The organism is Cupriavidus gilardii, assembly GCF_013314895.1.
In the GTDB taxonomy this organism is placed as follows: Bacteria; Pseudomonadota; Gammaproteobacteria; order Burkholderiales; family Burkholderiaceae; genus Cupriavidus; species Cupriavidus gilardii_C.
Window position 1 is genome coordinate 89789 of record NZ_JABTYE010000004.1, and the last position, 18540, is coordinate 108328.

General features: G+C 68.8%; 19 protein-coding genes. 15 read left to right on the forward strand and 4 right to left on the reverse strand.

The window, feature by feature from the left end; genetic code table 11:
- Nucleotides 1–16: 16 nt before the first annotated feature.
- Nucleotides 17–1675: a L,D-transpeptidase family protein gene (locus HTY53_RS05260; protein WP_174105425.1), complete on the reverse strand. Its 1659-nt coding sequence runs from the start codon at nt 1673–1675 to the stop codon at nt 17–19.
- Nucleotides 1676–1775: 100 nt separating this feature from the next.
- On the opposite strand from HTY53_RS05260, the gene HTY53_RS05265 reads away from it, so the two are divergent.
- Nucleotides 1776–1937 (forward strand): DUF6726 family protein, encoded by a 162-nt coding sequence (locus tag HTY53_RS05265; protein ID WP_174105426.1) that lies wholly within the window; start codon nt 1776–1778, stop codon nt 1935–1937.
- Nucleotides 1938–2007: 70 nt separating this feature from the next.
- Here the strand turns inward: HTY53_RS05265 and sctR are convergent, their stop codons facing one another.
- Together sctR and sctQ are read right to left on the reverse strand one after the other, a co-directional pair.
- The gene (gene sctR, locus HTY53_RS05270) at nt 2008–2667 is read right to left on the reverse strand and encodes a type III secretion system export apparatus subunit SctR (RefSeq protein WP_174105427.1); all 660 of its coding nucleotides are present in this window, start codon (nt 2665–2667) and stop codon (nt 2008–2010) included.
- Nucleotides 2664–3866: a type III secretion system cytoplasmic ring protein SctQ gene (gene sctQ, locus HTY53_RS05275; protein WP_368040912.1), complete on the reverse strand. Its 1203-nt coding sequence runs from the start codon at nt 3864–3866 to the stop codon at nt 2664–2666. The genes sctR and sctQ overlap by 4 nt, the downstream gene beginning before the upstream one ends.
- A 468-nt stretch (nt 3867–4334) precedes the next feature.
- Here sctQ and sctV point away from each other — a divergent pair, with 468 nt between their 5' ends.
- The 13 genes from sctV (at nt 4335) to HTY53_RS05340 (ending at nt 16873) form a co-directional block, all read left to right on the forward strand.
- Entirely contained in the window at nt 4335–6473 is a 2139-nt protein-coding gene (gene sctV / locus HTY53_RS05280; protein WP_174105428.1) for a type III secretion system export apparatus subunit SctV, read from the forward strand.
- A gap of 3 nt (nt 6474–6476) precedes the next feature.
- Nucleotides 6477–6743 (forward strand): flagellar biosynthetic protein FliQ, encoded by a 267-nt coding sequence (locus HTY53_RS05285; protein ID WP_006580269.1) that lies wholly within the window; start codon nt 6477–6479, stop codon nt 6741–6743.
- 176 nt (nt 6744–6919) lie between these two features.
- The gene (sctC, locus tag HTY53_RS05290) at nt 6920–8593 is read left to right on the forward strand and encodes a type III secretion system outer membrane ring subunit SctC (protein ID WP_254599823.1); all 1674 of its coding nucleotides are present in this window, start codon (nt 6920–6922) and stop codon (nt 8591–8593) included.
- A complete protein-coding gene (locus HTY53_RS05295; RefSeq protein WP_254599824.1) occupies nt 8593–9807 on the forward strand; it encodes an FHA domain-containing protein in 1215 nt (404 codons plus the stop codon). The genes sctC and HTY53_RS05295 overlap by 1 nt, the downstream gene beginning before the upstream one ends.
- A 187-nt stretch (nt 9808–9994) precedes the next feature.
- Nucleotides 9995–10198: a hypothetical protein gene (locus tag HTY53_RS05300; RefSeq protein WP_006580119.1), complete on the forward strand. Its 204-nt coding sequence runs from the start codon at nt 9995–9997 to the stop codon at nt 10196–10198.
- A 101-nt stretch (nt 10199–10299) separates the two neighbouring features.
- Nucleotides 10300–10728 carry a hypothetical protein gene (locus tag HTY53_RS05305; protein WP_174105429.1) on the forward strand — a complete coding sequence of 143 codons (429 nt, stop codon included), beginning with the start codon at nt 10300–10302 and terminating at the stop codon, nt 10726–10728.
- Entirely contained in the window at nt 10725–11543 is an 819-nt protein-coding gene (sctJ, locus tag HTY53_RS05310; protein ID WP_254599825.1) for a type III secretion system inner membrane ring lipoprotein SctJ, read from the forward strand. The genes HTY53_RS05305 and sctJ overlap by 4 nt, the downstream gene beginning before the upstream one ends.
- Complete coding sequence (locus HTY53_RS05315; RefSeq protein WP_217435513.1) at nt 11543–12370, forward strand: type III secretion system protein SctK; 828 nt, start codon at nt 11543–11545, stop codon at nt 12368–12370. The genes sctJ and HTY53_RS05315 overlap by 1 nt, the downstream gene beginning before the upstream one ends.
- Nucleotides 12352–12960 (forward strand): type III secretion system stator protein SctL, encoded by a 609-nt coding sequence (sctL, locus tag HTY53_RS05320; RefSeq protein WP_174105431.1) that lies wholly within the window; start codon nt 12352–12354, stop codon nt 12958–12960. The genes HTY53_RS05315 and sctL overlap by 19 nt, the downstream gene beginning before the upstream one ends.
- A gap of 138 nt (nt 12961–13098) precedes the next feature.
- A complete protein-coding gene (locus tag HTY53_RS05325; protein WP_254599826.1) occupies nt 13099–14526 on the forward strand; it encodes a FliI/YscN family ATPase in 1428 nt (475 codons plus the stop codon).
- Nucleotides 14523–15035, forward strand: coding sequence for a type III secretion protein HrpD (locus HTY53_RS05330; protein WP_174105432.1), 513 nt, complete (start codon nt 14523–14525; stop codon nt 15033–15035). Before HTY53_RS05325 ends, HTY53_RS05330 begins: the two co-directional genes overlap by 4 nt.
- Nucleotides 15032–15829, forward strand: coding sequence for a type III secretion system export apparatus subunit SctT (gene sctT / locus HTY53_RS05335; RefSeq protein ID WP_174105433.1), 798 nt, complete (start codon nt 15032–15034; stop codon nt 15827–15829). The genes HTY53_RS05330 and sctT overlap by 4 nt, the downstream gene beginning before the upstream one ends.
- A gap of 9 nt (nt 15830–15838) precedes the next feature.
- Nucleotides 15839–16873 carry an EscU/YscU/HrcU family type III secretion system export apparatus switch protein gene (locus HTY53_RS05340; RefSeq protein ID WP_174105434.1) on the forward strand — a complete coding sequence of 345 codons (1035 nt, stop codon included), beginning with the start codon at nt 15839–15841 and terminating at the stop codon, nt 16871–16873.
- A 180-nt stretch (nt 16874–17053) separates the two neighbouring features.
- Here the strand turns inward: HTY53_RS05340 and HTY53_RS05345 are convergent, their stop codons facing one another.
- Entirely contained in the window at nt 17054–18106 is a 1053-nt protein-coding gene (locus HTY53_RS05345; RefSeq protein ID WP_217435514.1) for a helix-turn-helix transcriptional regulator, read from the reverse strand.
- A 22-nt stretch (nt 18107–18128) separates the two neighbouring features.
- Between HTY53_RS05345 and HTY53_RS05350 the strand changes: the two genes are divergently transcribed.
- On the forward strand, nt 18129–18413 hold the full coding sequence (locus tag HTY53_RS05350; RefSeq protein WP_174105435.1) for a hypothetical protein: 285 nt from the start codon (nt 18129–18131) through the stop codon (nt 18411–18413).
- Nucleotides 18414–18540: the final 127 nt, after the last annotated feature.

Genomic DNA, 18540 nt, shown 5'->3' on the forward strand with positions numbered 1-18540 from the left:
CTCGATGTTGCTTGTCTCAGGAGGGCGGGGCGCTGGCCGCGCGGTTGGCCGGCGGCGTGGCCCGTACGGCAGGTGTATGGGATGCCCGTCGCGCGGCGCGCTGCTGCAGCGCCTGGCCGAGCACTTTATCCTGGCCGTAAATGTCAGCGAGGAAGTATACCCGTCCATCGGCTCTTGCGACGGCCGTGCCATAAGCCAGCGTTACCGGCAGGGGATTGGCCAGCGAGACGGTGCTGGCCTTGCCGGCGCCCATCGCCTGACGGATCCGTTCCTCGGTCCATTCGGGCATGTCCTTCAGCACGAACCTGGCCAGCGCGACCGGATCCTCGACGCGGATACAACCATGGCTCAGATCGCGCCGGCCGCGCTTGAACAGCTGCGGCGCGGGCGTGTGGTGCAGATAGATGGCCTGGTTGTTCGGGAACACGAACTTGATGTCGCCGAGCGCATTCAGCGGTCCTGGCCGCTGGCGGATGCGCATCTGCCCATTGAGCACGGCCTGCATATTGGCCGAGTTCAGCTGCTTGATGACCTCATTGCCGGCGACGAACTCGAAGCCCTGCCGATCGAAGTACGCCGGATCGCGCTGCAGCCGCGGAATGATTTCCTTTGTCGCGATCGAGCGCGGCACGTTCCAGTACGGGCTGAACTCGATATAGCGCATGTCCTCCTTGAACAGCGGCGTGCGCGTGTCCAGCGCCTTGCCGACGATGACCTTCATCTCCAGCCGAATATCGAGCTTGCCCTCGTGGAACTCGTAGGCGCGCAGCATGAACTCGGGGATGTTCACCACGATCATGCGGCTGCCTTCGGCAAGCGGCGTCCAGCGCAGCCGCTCCATCGTCAGCACGATCTGGCGCACGCGCGCCGACGGTGGCGTATTGAGCTGGACCAGCGTGGCCGGGCCGATCACGCCGTCGGCTTCGAGCCCGTGACGGGCCTGGAAGGACTTGACCGCGGCGACAAGGGGGCCGGTATAGGTCGCCGGCACCGGCGTGCCCGACGGCAGATCGCCGAGTGCCGTCAGGCGCTGGGCCATCTGCGGCAGGCCCGTGTAGCGCATGCCTTCCTTGAGCTTGCCTTCGGGCAGCGCTGGCAGCGGCGTTTTCCAGTGCGGCTGCGCGGCCAGCCCCCGATAGCGCGCCAGCGCCTCGCGCAGCGTGCCGTAGAGCGGGAACGAAGGCGCGGCTTCGCGAATCGCGGCCGGCAGACGGTTGGCTTGCACCGCGGCGCGCAGATAGCTGTCCGGATCGAACGGCTTCTCCTCGGTCATCGTGAAGTTGGCCTGGACCTTGCGTGGATCGACGCGACCCTTGTGCAGATCGGACAGGTAGCGATGCATGGCGGCGGTGAGCGCGCCGTCCAGGCGATCCACCGCCTCGGGCGGCAGGGCCGGGCCATTGGCGGCCTGGGCGATGGACCGGCGCAGCGTGTCAGCGTCGTAGTCCTCGGGCTCGAGTCCGTCGGCCGGCGCATCCACCAGAGCGGACACCGCCTGCAGCGCGGCTTGCGTCGGCTTGCCCCCGACGAACCACAGTGGCTGGGCCATGGCGCCCGTGGCAAAGCCGATCAGCAGGGCGGTCAGCGCGCCAACGAGCCACCGGTGGGAGCGCGCACGGAGAACGGAAACGGGCGGTTGCAGGACGTTCGGATGGGGCGTTGCGGCAAAAGTCATCGGCGATCCGGAAAGGCGTATCAGTCCGTATGCTAGCCCAGGATGCCGCCACGCAAGGAATGGTGCACAATGCGCGTTCCCGCTGACGAGGTCCTGCCCGATGAAACGATTGCTGATGGTGTTGCCGCTGGTCCTTGCGCTCGGCGGTTGCGGCGTGCTTGCCGCCCCCTGCCGGGTTGCCTCCGCGGGACTGAAAATCGTGCCGGTGATCGGCGATGTCGCCGCGCTGCCCACCGATGCCTGCGCCGAGGTGATCGACTGAGGTATCGGGGCCGAATGTACTGGGGCCGATTCGGCGATCGATGCCGGGGTCGGCCCCGGCGGCAGGCCCCTTAGCGGTACGACAGCACCAGCCCCTGGATCAGCTGCGTCCACCCCTCCAGCATCACGAACAGCAGCAGCTTGAACGGCACCGAGATCGTCGTCGGCGCGATCATCGACATGCCTAGCGCGAGCAGGATCGCGGCCACGATCAGGTCGACCACGACGAACACCAGATAGATGATGAAGCCGATCTGGAACGCGCGCGTCAGCTCCGACAGCGTGAAGCTCGGGATCAGCACCATCATGTCGTCCGGCTGCAGATCGTCGGCGCGGCCCCCGGGCCAGATCCGCTTGGCCGATTGCACGAAGAAGGTGCGGTTGCGCTCCTCGGTGTGCTTGATCAGAAATTCCTTCAGCGGTCCGCTGACCGAATCGTAGACCGTGACCACATCCCCCACGTTGAAGGGCGCGTTGCTCTGCGCGCGCCGCTCGATCGCATCGAAGGCGTCTGCGCCGATCGGCGCCATGATGTACGCGGTCAGGATGATCGCGATGCCATTGAGCACCATGTTCGGCGGCACCTGCTGCAGGCCCAGCGCGGCGCGCAGCAAGCCGAACACGATCACCAGCTTGGTATAGCTCGTCACCATCAGCGCGACGAACGGCGCAATGCCGAACGCCAGGATGACGGTGAGGATCAGTACCGGGTTGTACAGATTGCCGCTCATGCGTCGCCCGCGGCGAAGCTCGATACGCGCACGCCGAGCCGGTTGCCCACCGCGATCAGCGTGCCGGTGCCCAGGATGCGGCCGCCGGCAACGATGCGTACCTCGCTCTGCTTCAGCGGCTGCGGCAGCTCGAACACGTAGCCGGGGCGCACCTCGCGCAGGTCGGCCAGCGCCAGCGACACGTCCCCGACCTCGAAGCGCAGCGATACCTCCAGCTCTTCGAGCCGGTCGAGCGCGGCCGGCGCGGCGTCGGGATGCGGCAACTCGCGCTGCCCGTTGTTGCGGTCTTCCATGCTGTCTCCCTGAGCCGACGGCGCGGCGGGTGCGCCGGTCGGGCGTTGAATCGTGATGCGGCGACCCTCGGCCAGCGCGGGCCAGCCCAGGCCGGCGGCGCCCGTCGTGCAGTGCACGGCCAGCGCGCCGCCATGCGTCTGCCACTGTTCGATGCCGACGATGTCGCCCGGACGAATGTCGCGCATTTCGCCGACCGCGATGGCGGTGGTGCCGATCCGTACGGCCAGCGGCACCCGCAATTGCGCCAGCCACGCGGGCAGCGGGGTGTCGGGCGCGCGGTGCAGCAGCGGCAGGGCGGCGAGGCGCTCGGGCTCGTCCAGCTGCAGGGTCGCATGCAGCGTCTCGCCACCGGCCGCGGCATTGCCACCATTGCCCCTGTCGCCCCTTTCGTCCCTTTCGCCACTGTCGCTACTGTCGCGCCTGTCGGCGATGCGCCGCAGCGTCAGCCCGAAGCAGGGCGCGCGCGAGCGGGGGCCGGCGCCGCCCCCTTGCCAGGCGAAGGGCTGCCGGGCCGCGGCGGCCACCGAATCGCCAACCTGGGCGAGCGCATCCGCCATCAACGCTTGCCGCAGCAGGGCAGGCAGCGTCTCAGCAGCGCCTTCCACGCCGAGCAGACGGCGTTCGCTTGGCACATCGAACATCAACTGTCCGCGCGTCTCGCCGAGCGTGAAGGCGTAAGCGTTGACGTGGGCGTTGGCGTCCGGGTCCGCTCCCGCCGGCGGGCTGGGCTGCGGCTCGAATTGCAGCAGCCAATCGGCGCCGGCGGCGCGCAGCCGCAGCGGCGCGGTACGGCACAGCAGGCGATTGGCGAGCGCCGCCACATCCGCTTCGACGTGCGGCAACTCGGGCGCGGCATCCAGTTCGCGGATCGTGGCCTCGCCGCTTCCCGGGCGATGCAGCCGCACGCGCGCACGCGCCGACCCGCCGCGGCCCGCTGACAAAGGGCCTGACGACGCTGGAGGTTCGCTGAGCGCAACGGATGACGTCATGGATGGCAGAGGCATGGCAAGGCCCGCCGGCGGCAGCGTAGTCCGCAGCGGTCGCTGCCAGTTAGTGAGACGGTTCGTGATGGAAATACGCGACGGAAGAACGATACGGAACCAGGTGCAGCCTCGTCCACTACGAGCCTTGGTAGTGGCGGCCGCGGCGGCGCCGTCCGCAGCCCCGCCGCTACGAATCCTCGGTATTGGTCGCGTGGCGCAGCCGCCATACACTGCGCTCACCGTTCGCCAGGGGTGCGCCGCGGCGCCATGGCCTGCGTGGCCGTGACGTAGCGCCATCCAGCGCGGCAGTCCGGGCCCGTCCCGGCGAACGGCCGATCGAACCGTCGCAGCAGCCCACCAGCAGCCCAAAAGCAGCCCACATATCGCGTCATGGCAAAACTGTCGGGATTCACCAAGGGGATCGGCCCCGCGCCGGGCCTGCAGCAGATGGCTGCGGCGGCCTCGCGCCAGTCCGACATCGCGCTGACGCTGCTGCTGTTCGCGGTGATCGCGCTGTTCGTGCTGCCGCTGCCGACCTTCCTGCTGGACCTGATGCTGACGATCAATCTCGGCATCAGCCTGACGCTGCTGATCGTCGCCACCTATATTCCGTCGGCGCTGTCGCTGTCGACCTTTCCCTCGCTGCTGCTGTTCACCACGCTGTTCCGGCTCTCGCTCAATATCGCGTCGACCAAGCTGATCCTGCTGAATGCGAATGCCGGCCACATCATCGAGACCTTCGGCAAGCTGATCGTCGGCAACAACGTCGTGGTCGGCGGTGTGGTGTTCCTGATCATCGCGATCGTGCAGTTCATCGTGATCGCCAAGGGCTCGGAGCGCGTGGCCGAGGTCGGCGCGCGTTTCGCGCTGGACGCGATGCCCGGCAAGCAGATGAGCATCGATGCCGATGTCCGCGCCGGCACCATCAGCGCCGCACAGGCCCAGGAGCGCCGTCGATCGCTGGAGCAGGAATGTCAGCTGCACGGGGCGATGGATGGCGCGATGAAGTTCGTCAAGGGCGATGCGATCGCCGGCGTCGTCATCGCGCTGGTCAATATCCTGGCCGGCATCACGATCGGCACGCTGATGAAGGACATGAGCATCGGCGACGCGCTGCAGCGCTACGCGATCCTGACCATCGGCGACGGCATGGTGTCGCAGATTCCGTCGCTGCTGGTATCGATCGCCGCCGGTGTGGTGATCACGCGCGTGTCGTCCGACGACAGCGACAGCCGCGCCGCCGCCAACCTCGGCACCGTCATCGGCCGCCAGCTGCTGGCCCAGCCGAAGGCGCTGCTGGTGTCGGGCATTGCCATCGCCGTGTTCCTGGTGGTGCCGGGCTTCCCCAAATGGACCTTCGGCGCGATGGCGCTGGTGGTGGCGGGCTGCGGCTACTGGCTGATGCGCCGGGGCCAGCGCACCGCCGGCACGGTCACGTGGATCGAGATGCCGGATGACCGCAAGCAGGAAGACGCGCGTTCGGCCGTGGCGCCGGCGCTGGCGCTCGACCTCGATCCGACGCTGCGCGATCGCCTCGACATGCGGCAGTTCGAGCAGCGCATGACGATTGCCAAGAGCCAGGTCGAAGCGGACCTCGGCATGGTCTTTCCGCGCTTGCGGATCGAGTACCGGCCGCTGGGCGAGCCCGATGCCTACGCGATCCGCGTGCAGGACGTGGTGGCCTCGACCGGCGCGCTGCGCCCCGGCATGGAACTGGTCGAGCCCGGATCGCGCGCCCTGGTCGACCAGGGCCGCGCCGTGGTCGGTGCGCCGTTCGGGCCGTTCGCCGAAGCGGTATGGATTCCGCAGGACAAGCCGACCGGCCGCGGCGGCCGCGAGGCAGGCACCGACGCGCCGGCGCCCGGCACGCCCCGCACGCTCTCGTGCGAGGAAGTGCTGGCCGTCCATGTCGGCGCGGTGATCAAGCAGCATGCCGCGCCGCTGCTGGGCATCCAGGACGTGCAGGAAATGATGCACGTGATGCAGGCCGAGGCGCCGGACCTGGTGATGGAGCTGGCGCGCGTGGTGCCGCTGCAGCGCGTCACCGAGGTGCTGCGCCGCCTGCTGCAGGAAGACGTGCCGATCCGCAATCTGCGCACGATCTTCGAGAGCCTGGTGACCTGGGCCCCGAAGGAAACCGATGCAATCGCGCTGACCGAACTGGTCCGCGTCGATCTTGGCCGGCTGATCACCAGCCGCCATGTCGGCGGCGAGCGCGCCATCGATGCGGTGCTGTTCGAGCCTGCGCTGGAGCAGCGCGTGCAAGGGGCCATCGAGAAGGCCGCGCGCGGCAACCTGCTGCTGCTGAGCCACGACGTCACCCGCGAGATCCGCGAGCAGCTGCGCCAGCTGCTGGAGAAGGCGAACGCCGCGCGCGTGGTGGTGGTCGTCAGCGTCGACGTGCGCCGCTACATCAAGCGGCTGATCGAGCCGGTCGCGCCGCGCCTGCCGGTGCTGTCGTACCAGGAGGTCGACGAGGACGTGCGCCTGGTGCCGGTCGGCTGGATCCGCAATCCCGAGGTCGAGTGAGCGATGGGCGCCGACACGATTCTCGATATCACGCGCGAGGCGCTGCTGGTGGTGCTGTGGGTGACGCTGCCGGTGGTGCTGATCGGCACCGTGGTGGCGCTGGTGGTGGCGGTGCTGCAGGCCGTCACCCAGATCCAGGACCAGAGCATCGGCACCTCGGCGCGGCTGATCGCGGTGCTGGTGTCGCTGGTGCTGCTGGGCGGCTGGCTCGGCGGCGAGGTGATGCGGTTCTCGCAGCGCGCGATCCAGACCATGCTGACCTTCTTATAACGACGATTCGACGACAGATTCGCACTCTAGTACGAACGATGACGCAGTGGAAAACCGGGGAGGATATGTTGACAAGCGAACGGTTCGGACCTCGATGTCTGGCCATGGCGGGCGCAATGCAGGGCCGTCCGTCGACAGATAAGACGCTGCCGCCGCGATACGCAGGCGCGCTGCGCATGATGGTGGCGGGGGCGCTGCTGCTGGCCCTGTGGCTCGGCGCGGCCGGGCCGCTGCACGCCGCCGACCTGAACTGGCCCGGCAAGCCGTTCCAGATCTCCGCCAGCGAGAAGCGCGTGGCCGATTTTCTGCGCGAGCTCGCGTCGACGCAGGGCACCACCGCGGTAGTCGATTCGCGCGTGGACGGCACCATCAGCGGCCGCTTCTCCGACTCGCCGCTGTCGATTCTGCGCAGCGTCGCCGCCAGTTACGGTCTGACCTACTACTACGACGGCTCGCTGCTCTATATCGAGCCGGCCGGCGAAGCGCGCAGCGAGGTCATTCCGTTCGCACGTGGCGCAGGAGACCGGCTGCAGGAAGCGCTCGAGCATATGCAGGTCATCGACTCGCGCTACCCGATCACCATCAACGACGACGACGGCACCGTGATGGTCTCGGGTCCGAAGCGTTATGTCGAGACCGTGCGCTCCGCCGTGCGCGCCTTCGACGACCGCGCCGTCAACGACGACCGCGCCGAGGTGCAGATCTTCCCGCTGAAGTACTCGTGGGCGTCGGACTTCCGCATCAACCGTTCCGGCAAGGACATCACGGTGCCGGGCGTCGTCACGGTGCTGCGCAGCCTGTACGGGCGCCAGCGCGCCGGCACGGCGACCACGCCGGTCAGCATGGGCCCGAGCCGCGGCGCCAGCCGCATGGCCGAACTGCGCAGCGGCGGCGCCAACAATATGACGCTGCCGCAGGCCAATCCGCGCCAGGTGCTGGAGTCGATGAACGACGGCTCGACCGGCATCGGCCAGCCCGGCTTCGGCAACTGGGGCTTTGGCGGCCTGCCCCAGTTCCAGGCCGACACGCGCCTGAACGCGGTGATCGTCCGGGACGTGCCGGAACGGATGGCGCAGTACCAGCGCCTGATCTCGTCGCTCGACATCAAGCCACGGCTGATCGAGATCGAAGTCACGATCATGGACATCAGCCAGGAAAACCTGGACAGCCTCGGTGTGGACTGGCGCCTGCATACCCGCCACGTCGACCTGCAGCTCGGCGGGGGCGGCGGTTCGCCGCTGACCTTCGGCAATGCGCGCTCGGAAGGCGGCACCACCGGCAACACCGCCGGCTCGGGCCTGCAGTTCACCGGCGCGATCGGCAACGACGTCACGCGCTATCTGCTGACTCGCGTCAAGGCGCTGGCCGAGCGCGGCCAGGCCAACTTCGTCGCCCGGCCCAAGGTGCTGACGCTGGACAACACCGAGGCCGCGCTGGAGAACATGCGCGAGTTCTATGTGCGTGTGGACGGCTTCCAGGACGCCGGCCTGTTCAACGTGGTGGCCGGAACCGCGGTCCGCGTGACGCCGCTGGTGATCGACGAGCGGGAAGGGCGTGCGGTGATGCTCAGCATCGATATCGCCGACGGCGACCTGTCCGGCGAGACGGTCGACAACATCCCGATCGTGCGGCGCCGCTCGATCACCACGCAGGCGATGGTCGACGAAGGCAAGAGCCTGCTGATCGCCGGCTATACGGTCGAGGAGAAGCTGCGGGCCTCGTCGGGTGTGCCGTTCCTGCAGGACGTGCCGATCATCGGCAATCTGTTCAAGTACCAGGAAAAGCGCCAGGCCAATATGGAGCGCTTCTACCTGCTGACACCGCGTCTGGTGATGCCGGGGATGAGCTGATGGCCGCGCTGCACGCCGATCTGGACGGCATTCCGCACGCCGATCTGCAGGCCGGGTCTCACACCGGCCCACACGCGGACCCGCTGCGCCACGACGCGGGCGTCCCGGGCTGGACGCTGCGGCTGCTGGGCGGCGCCGTCTACGGGCGCGTGATTTCGCTGCGGCGCGGCGCCAATGTGCTTGGCGCCGCCAGCGATGTCGACATCAGCGTGCCCGGCGACGACGTGCAGCCGCGCCATCTGGTGCTGAACGTCGGCGAACTGGCGGTGTCGGCCGAGCGCATCGGCGAGGCGCAGGTCAAGGTCAACGGCCGCGATACGACGCAGCGCGTGATCGCGCTGGCCGGCGGCGACATTCTGACGGTGGGCTCGCTCGACATGGAGCTGCTGCGGGCCGCGCCGGCCGCCTCCGAGACCACCGACACGCTGTTCGCCTGGGCCGAGTCGGGCCGCCGCGCGGCGCGTGCCGACAGCGACGAGCCGGTACGGCAGTCCAGCCGCTGGGTGCTCGGCGGCATCGGCGTGCTGGTGATGGCGCTGCTGATCGGCGCCGGCTGGCTGGCCGCCACGCTGTCGCGCGATGGCGGCTTTGCCCGCACCGCGCAGGTCGACCCGGCCGCGGTACGCCAGACGGTCGCCGGCTATCCGGAACTGGAAGTGGTGTCGCTGCCGAACGGCGCGGTCACCGTGCGCGGCTTCGTCAATTCCCGCGTCGATCGCCAACGCATCGCACAGGCGCTGGCGCCGTTCGGGCGCGGCGTGCAGCAGCAGGTGCGATCGGCCGACGACATCATCGAGCATATCCAGCGCTACGTTGACGAGCCTGGCGTGGGCATCGCCTACCAGGGCAGCGGCCGCGTGGTGCTGACCGGCACGGCGGACCCGGTCACGGGCCGCGACAAGGTCAAGCGCGTGATCGAGGACCTGCACCCCGGCGTGCTGGTATCGGATCGGATCGACTACCGCGAGACCGCCGACAGCCGGCGACGCCATCTGCGCGAAGGCCGCTGGGACAACTGGCAGGGCGTGTTTCCGGCGCGCGTGGTCAGCATCACCGATAACGGCGACGGCACGCGCTATGTGCAGCTGGCCAACGGCAGCCGGTATTTCGAGGGCGCGGTGCTGAAGAACGGCGCCGAGATCGAGAAGATCGAGGCGGACGGGCTGGTGTTGAAGGAAGCCAAGGGTGGCGAGCCGCCGCCCTCGGCTCGCTGACCGACCATGTCCTCCCCGCGAATGCAGGGACCCAGTGCCTCTGGAAGTCGCTGGATTCCCGCTTTTGCGGGAATGACAGGATGGTCGAACGTATTCGCCGCGGACCCGCACAAATGGGGCCGCGGCAATCGGTTCCGCATCGCCGATGCGGAGTGTTTGGCAGTACCACTTGATGAAGGAGATGGAAATGGCTGGTGAAGTCGATCTGAACGCCAAGATGCAGGAAATCCAGCAGAAGGCCCAGGAGTTCTCGGTGAACATCATGGCCCTGCAGGACACGCTGACCCGTCAGAACGCCGTGGTCAGCAGCGAAATGGCGCACAACACGCAGAAGGCCAACCTGGTCCAGGGCGCGATGCAGGACGTCAAGCAGACGTCGAGGACCAACTGACGGCGGCGGGGTCGCGCGCGTCGCCGGACGGCCGCCAGGCCGGTCCGGCGCGCCGCGCACCCTGACCGGCCTGTCACTCATTTCAGTCCAGGAGAACAGCGATGGATCCCACCGCGATCGCCGCCCAAGGCGCCGTTGCCGATGCGGCTTCCGTGTCCGCGCACCAGCAGGCGCCGCAGGCCAACCAGGCCGCCGACCCGGCCGATGCGCGTACCTTCGCCGAGATGGTGCAGCACGGCGCCGCCGGCGGCACCACGGCCAGCGAGCCGACCACGTCCTCGCTCGGCGCCGCGATCCGCACCACCTATGTGTCGGCCGGCGAAGAGGCCGCGCGCCAGGCCGCGCGGCTCGACGAGATGCGCGAAAGCATGTTCACCGCGATCCAGCAGGGCAGCACCAGCGACGTGGTGTATCAGGCCATGATGCTGCAGACCGAATCGCTCGAGCTGTTCTCGTCGATCCATGTCACGTCGAGCATCGGCAGCGCGGGCACCAATCTGTTCAACAGCCTGCTCAAGAATCAGCAATGATGCCGATCTCTCCGGCTTCGGCCATGCCGGCCACGCGGCGGCTCCCGCTGGCCGGTCTTGTCCGTGTTGCCCCGCTGACGCTGGCGCTGCTGCTGGCCGCCTGCCGCGTCGACCTGTACGCCTCGCTCAACGAGGCCGAAGCCAACCAGATGCTGGCGGTGCTGACCGCGGAAGGCATCGATGCCGACAAGGTCCGCGCGGGCGAGACCGGCTGGAGCGTGCGCGTCGACGAGTCGCAATTGCCGGCTGCGCTCGAGATCCTGCGCAGCGAGGGCCTGCCCGGCGAGCGCTTTTCCTCGCTGGGTCAGGTGTTCCAGAAGCAGGGCCTGGTCGCGACGCCGACCGAGGAGCGCATGCGCTATATCTTCGCGCTGTCGCAGGAACTGTCCGAAACGCTGCGCAATATCGACGGCGTGGTCACGGCGCGGGTACACGTGGTGATCCCGGCCACCGATCCGCTGTCTGACAAGATCCGGCCGTCGTCGGCGGCGGTCTTCATCAAGCATCGTCCCGATACCGACCTGCGGTTGCTGGTGCCGACGGTCAAGGACATGGTCGCCCACAGCATCGAGGGCGTGACCCACGACAAGGTCTCGCTGTCGCTGGTCGAGGCGCGGCCGTTTACGCCGATCGGACCGGTGGCGCGCGCGCCCGCTGGCAACGGCTTCCCGGTCGGCCGCTTCGCCGCGATCGCGGGCGCGGTGATCGCCGCGCTGGCGCTCGCCGGGCTTGGCGTGCTGGCGTGGAAGCGCGGCGGCCTGCGGCAGGCGCTGGGCCGCCTTGGCGCCCGTCCGTCGACGAGGAGCCGGGCCTGATGGTCGCGCTGGCCGCGCCGGGTCTGCCGCACGCCGTGCATGCGTCCTCGCATGTGCCATCGCTTGCGCTGGCCCGCGCGGTCGCCGATTTCGCGCAGCGGCCGCTCGCGCATCAGCATCCGAGCTGGTTGCCGCGCGAATGGCCGCTGCCGTTGCGCAAGGCCGATCGGTTCGGCACGGCGGCGGCACAGGTATTGGCAGCGCCGCTGTCGCCGTGCGGCGACGATGCGCACAGCCGCGCGCTGCTGCTGCAGGCGCTGCTCGATCGGCGCAACGACCCGCTCGCGCGGCTGGTGCTGCTCGATCGCAGTGCTTTGCGGCTGCTGGCCGTCTGGTGCGGCATGGCCGTGCACAAGCCGGGCTTTGCCAGCGAGCGCAGCCGGCTGGCCCAGCAGCTCGACGGCAGGCTGGGGGCGCTGGCGCAGCCGCTGATTGGCACGGTGCCGTATCGGCTGCGGCGCGCCGCACGGCGCTTCGATCCGCAGGCCGTGGCCTTCATCCTGAAGCGCGTGCCAGATCTGCCTGACCTGCCGATGAACCTCGATCCCATCCGCGCGCGGCCGTCGTCCGCCGCCCGCGTGATGGCCGAACGGGGATACCGGCTGCTGTGCGGCCTCGTGCTGACGCTGCCGGCCACGGCCGCCATCGGCACGCCTCGGAATGGTAGTGAACCGGCGCTGCTGACCGCGGTGCGTCGCAAGTTCCCGCGCCGGCTGGCTGCGCTGCCGGCGCCCGCGCTGAGCCGCCCGCAGGCCGCGCAACTGCGCGAACTGCTTCTGCTCAACCTGATACCGGAACGGTTTCCGACATGGCACTGGCTTTTCTGATTACCAGCGAGAACCTGCAGCTGCTGTCCGAGCGCAAGGTCCTCAAGGAGGCGGAGTACGCGGCGCTGATGGACGCGGCCGAGGTCATCGAGGCCGCGCGCCGCGAGGCGCACCGCATCACCACCGACGCGCAGCGCGACGCCGAGCAGCGGCGCCAGCACGGCTATCGCGAAGGCTGGGCCAAGGCCCAGGCCGAACACGCGGCCGCGCAGGTCAGCGCCGCTGCCGAGGCGGAGCGCCAGCTCGGCGCGATGCGGCGGACCATGGCCAATATCGTGATGAAGGCGGTGCAGCAGATCGCCGGCGAGTTGGACCCGGACATCATCCTCGAGGTCGCGCTGCAGCGAATCGACGTGCTGGTCCGCAGCGAACCCTTCATCACCATCCAGATCCCGCTGGGACGGGAGCAGGCGGTACGCAATCTGCTCGACGCGATGGCGGAAACGCTGGACTGGCCGCGCCGCGCCAACGTCGTGGTGGAGCCGAGCCTGGAGCCCGACGCCTGCCGCATCCTGACCCCGTCCGGCACGATGGAGGTGGGGCTGCAGGCCCAGCTCGCAGCGTTCGCGCGCCGCGTGCAGGCGGGTTGAGGCTGGGAGGCTGACAACATGTCTCTCACCACCACGTCGTTCGCGGAACCGGGCGACTTTCAAAGCCACTGGGTCCCCGCATCCGCGCGGACGACAGGTCTTTGAGCCGTCCCGCAGCGCATTTCTGAACCTCCGTCCATGGCCGACCCGATCCCGACATCCGACCTGAAGGCCGCGCTGCAGCACGCCGCGCTCGATCTCGAACGCGCGTTCGACCACTTCACGCCGGTGGCGATGCGCGGCCGTGTATCGAAGGCAGTCGGCATGCTGATCAACGCCACCGGCATCCAGGCGCATGTCGGCGAGATCTGCCAGCTGGTCACGCCGGGCGAACCGCCGCTGCTGGCCGAGGTGGTCGGCTTCGAGCAGCAGACCGCGCTGCTGACGCCGCTCGGCCGCACCACCGGCGTGTCGGCGGTGACGGAGGTCGTGCCGCAGATGCACGGCTACCGTTGCCCGGCCGGCGCCGCGCTGCTGGGTCGCGTGCTCGACGCGCTGGGCAGCCCGATCGACGGCCGCGGTCCGCTGGTCGGCGTCAGCCAGGTGCCGGTCGAGAACGAGCCGCCCGATCCGCTGACCCGCGCGCTGATCCGCACGCCGCTGCCGACCGGCGTGCGCGCGATCGACGGCCTGCTGACGCTGGGCGAAGGCCAGCGCGTCGGCATCTTTGCGCCGCCGGGCGTGGGCAAGAGCACGCTGCTCGGCATGCTGGCGCGCGGCGCGCAGAGCGATGTCAATGTCGTCGCGCTGGTCGGCGAGCGCGGGCGAGAAGTGCGCGAATTCATCGAATACAGCCTCGGCGATGCAGGCCTGGCGCGCACGGTGCTGGTGGTGGCGACCTCGGACCGGGCACCGATGGAGCGCGTCAAGTGCGCCTATACCGCGACCGCGATCGCCGAGCATTTCCGCGACCAGGGCAAGCGCGTGCTGCTGCTGGTCGATTCGCTGACCCGGCTGGCGCGCGCGCAGCGCGAGATCGGCCTCGCCAGCGGCGAGCCGCCGACGCGGCGCAGCTATCCGCCGTCGGTGTTCTCGATGCTGCCGCAATTGCTGGAGCGCGCCGGTACCGCCGCGCGCGGCTCGATCACGGCGGCCTACACGGTGCTGACCGAAGGCGAGGACGACAGCGACCCGATCGCCGAAGAGGTCCGCTCGATCCTGGACGGTCATATCGTGCTGTCGCGCAAGCTGGCCAGCGCCGGCCAGTATCCGGCGATCGACGTGCTGGCCAGCGTCAGCCGCGTGATGCCGCATGTGGTCGACGACCAACAGGCGCGCCATGCGGCCCGGCTGCGCGAGCTGCTGGCCAAGTACCGCGAGCTGGAGCTGCTGCTGCAGATCGGCGAGTACCGTCCCGGTGCGGATGCGGTGGCGGACGCGGCGGTCGCGTCGATCGGCCAGATCCGCGCCTTCCTGGCGCAGCCGGCCGGCAGGCTCGACGCCTACGAGACCACGCTGCGCACGCTGGAACGGGCGATCACGCCGCCGGCTCCGGCCGTTACGCCAGCGACGGCGGCGATGGCCGCGGCAGGGCGCGCCCCCGCTCAGCAGGAGGCCAAACGATGAACGGGCAATCGACCACGGTGCCGCTGCGCCAGCTCGAACGCGTGCGCGAACGCCGCCATGACGACGCCCATCGCGAGATGCGGCAGAAGCGCGATGCCTTCCTCGAAGGGATGCAGGCCGCGGAAGCCGCGCAGGGCGCGGTACGCGCGGCGCTGTCCGAGCGCGCGGCGTTTCTGCAGCGGCTGCGCGAGAGCGCCGCACAGGATGGCGTCGCGATCTCGGGCTTGCTCGATGCGCAGGCATGGCAGGCATCGTTCGACGCCCGCATCGCCCGCGCCAATGCCGCGCTGGCGCAGGCGCTCGATATCGCCGGCCAACGCCGCGCCGAGTTCGAGCAGAGCCGCCGGCTATGGGCCCAGGCGCAGGCCAGGCTGACCGGCACGCGCGAACTGATCGGCCGCGAACAGGCATCGGCACGCGCCGACCTCGAGCGCCGGGAGGAAGAGGCCGCCGAAGAGGCCGCGCTGCGCGTCTGGCAGCGGGGCATGCAGGCAGGCATCAAGGCATGATCGATCCGGCGATGTTCTTCCAGTGGGGTCGCGAGACCGTGATGCCCATCCTGATGGTGATGCCGCGGCTGCTGACGGCCTTTACCGTGGTGCCATTCCTGTCGCACCAATCGATCCCCGGCGTGGCCCGCAACGGCATCGTGCTCGCCATCGCGCTGTTCGTCTCGCCAGGCGCCAGGGTCGACATCGACGCGGTCGCGGGCGGCCTCTGGCTGCTGCTGATCTTCAAGGAGGCCTTTATCGGCCTGCTGCTGGGCATGGCGTTCGGGCTGTTCTTCGTCGCGCTGCAGATGATCGGCGAGCTGATCGACTTCCAGACCGGTTCGGGCAACGCCACCTTCTTCGATCCGGTGACGCAGCAGGAGGACGGCCCGATGGAGAACCTGCTGTCCCACCTGGGCATCGCGCTGTTCGCCTCGTTCGGCGGCCTGTTCGCGATGACCGGCGTGATCGTCGAATCGTTCGCCTTCTGGCCGGTGATGTCGTTCGGCCCCGATATCTCGCTGTCGTCGTTCCAGTTCGCCAATATCTATGCGGGCACGATGTTCTCGTGGGTGGTCAAGCTGGCCGCGCCGATCCTGCTGCTGCTGGTGATCGTCGAGCTGGGCTTCGCGCTGATCGCGCGCTTCGTGCCGCAGTTCGACGTGTTTCAGTTTGCGCAGCCGGTCAAGATCTCCGTCGCGTTCCTGATGCTGGTGTTGATGCTGTCGGTGATGGTCGACACGCTGCAGGGGTTCCTGCGCCCCGACAACGCGCTGATCGACCTGCTGCGCGGGCGCGCGGGCGTCCAGTGAGGCCGCGCCATGGCCGATAGCGAAAAGAACCTCGAAGCGACGCGGCGCAAGCTCGACGATGCGCGCAAGCGCGGCGAGGTGCCGCGCAGCAGCGACGTGACCTCGGCGGTCGTCTTTCTCGGGGTGCTGGTCGGGCTCTGGCTGCTGGGCCGTTATTTCGTGCGGTTGTTCCAGGCGCTGTGGCTCAGTGCGATGGGATCGATCGACCGGCATCTGGCCGATCAGCAGATGCTGGTGCTCGGCGAGGCCGGTGCGCGCTTTCTGCTGATGGGCGTGCTGCCGATCGCGGCGATCGCGCTGGTCTGCGGCATCGTCGGCGCCTTCGTGCAGGTCGGGCCGCTGGTCGCGTTCGAGCGGATCAAGCCGCAGCTGGCACGGCTGAATCCGGCCGAGGGGCTCAAACGGATGTTCGCCGTGCGCAATCTGGTCAATCTGCTGAAGACCGTGATCAAGATCGCGCTGCTGGGCGGCCTGATCTATGTGCTGGCGCTGCGGGCGATCGAGGACGGCGTGCGGACCGGCTATGCGCGGCCCGCCGATATCCTGCTGCTGATCGCCCATATCCTGCTGATGATGTGCTGCTGGGCCGCGGTGATCTACCTGATCATGGCGGTGATCGACTACGTGCACGAGCGCTACGAGTTCATGAAGCGCCAACGCATGAGCGTGGAGGAATACCGGCGCGAGTACAAGGACACGCAGGGCGACCCGATGATCGCCGGGCGACGCCGCGCGGCGTTCTTCGAGGCGGCGTTCTTCGGCGTCGGCGAGCGCGTGCGGGTGTCGACCGCGGTCGTGTATTCCACGCAGTACGCGGTGGCCTTGCGCTACGACGGGCCCGGTACGTTGCCCAAGGTGGTCGCCAAGGGCGGGGGCCAGGTCGCGGCCCGCATCCGCCAGGCCGCCGCCGACTACCTGATCCCGTCGGCCTTCGATTCGGACCTGGCGCAGCGGCTCTACCTGACGGTGCCGCTCGATCGCTTCATCGACCGCTCGCTGTTCGAGCGGGTGGCGGATCTGATGCGGTGGGCGAAGGGGGGGTAGGGCGGTTGCGCGGTCGGGCGATTGTGGTTTGCTGACGTTGTTTGCCCTCTCCCCAGCCCTCTCCCGCAAGCGGGAGAGGGAGCCGGTCAGCGCGATAGATAACGCGACGCCGCTGCTCGACGGCTGACGTGCCCCTTCTCCCGCAAGCGGGAGAGGGGTTGGGGGAGAGGGCAGCCGCGGCTAGCAATCCAATAACGCCGCTTCTGCGCGATATCCGGTTCCTGCCCGCTCGCGCATACTATTGCCCCCACGTTCCATCCGCTCCGCCCGATCCATCCTCTCCACCGCCGTGGCGATCAGACTCGGATCCTGCATCGTGGCCGCATGCGCCAGCTGCACGCGATTGCGCACGCCGAAATGGCTGCGCAGCCGGCGCATGTGGTAGTCGACGTTGAAGATCGACATCTCCATGCGATTGGCGATCTGCTTGTCCGACAGCCCTTGCGCGAGGCAGGCGAGGATATCGCGCTGGACGTCGGACAGCCCGTCGCGCTGCGTGCCGCCCAGCGCCGGGATATCGGCGTGACAAGTCAGGAATTCGTGCAGCGCGAAGCCGACGGTCAACGCCTGGCCGATCACGGGGTCGCCGATCCACCGGCGGCTCTCGATGCCGGAGGTGAAGCTGATCGCGACGAAGTCGCTGGTGCCAGGCATCGGCAGGTTCAGGAACACGCCGCTGCGGATGCCGGCGTCGCGCAGATCGTCGAGGAAGCGGCGCAGCCGCAGCGCCTGCGTGCCGCCCGAGGTGCTGCGCTCCAGGTCGCTGACGTCCCACACCAGCGGCAGCCCGAAGGTGCCGGGCCGCGGTTGGCGCGGATCGACCTCGTAGTAGCGCTCGCGCAGATAGTAGTCGCGCCAGCCCGGATGCGAATAGGTATCGAGGAAGGTGCGCAGCTGCACCTGTCCGCCGGCCGTGGTGGCGGTGCCATAGCCCAGCCAGTCGAAGCCGATCCCCCGGATCGCAGACTGCATCAGCGCGGTGCGCGATTCATGCGAGCTCTCGCGCAGCATGGCCTCCACCAGTCCGGGCATGCCGCCCTGACGCGTGCGCCGCTGGACGGGAACGATATGCCGTTCGCCAAATACCTTGATGCCATGGGGGCCCGTCACGGGGGGCAGGCCGCGTGGACCGCGGACCGACGTGCCGTCGCTTGTGGCGCGCGGCAGGTCGGCTCTCAAGGTCCGCGACAGGCTGGTGTCGCGGCCCAGGCCGGCTTCCACTACTTTTTCCATCGATCGCCTCCGACAAATGCGTATGGCCGCCGCGCTGGCGCGCGACAGCGTGAAGGCTTGCCTCGGACCGATCCGCGGGCGACATACCGCGCCCGCTGGCCAGGCCCTTCAGGCAAAGCCCAACATACTGCTGACCCATTCCCGTCGGAAAACCCGGACGGCGCCGCAATGCGGCGCGCCCGGTGTTGTGCGTGCCGTGCGTTGCGCGGCCGCTATCGATGCTGTGGTGGTGCGAACCCGTGATGGCGCCATCGGTGGCAACTGCCATTTGGCGCCGGCCAAATTATTGCAAGCCAACATGTCATGACATCGCGCGTACCTTCCAACCGTGCGATGCAAGGCCGCCTTGCCACCCGCAGCGATGCCCGCGAACGGCGATGCGACAAGGCTTGCGGCCGGTTGATGCGATGCGGCGAGCATGTTGTATATCCGCC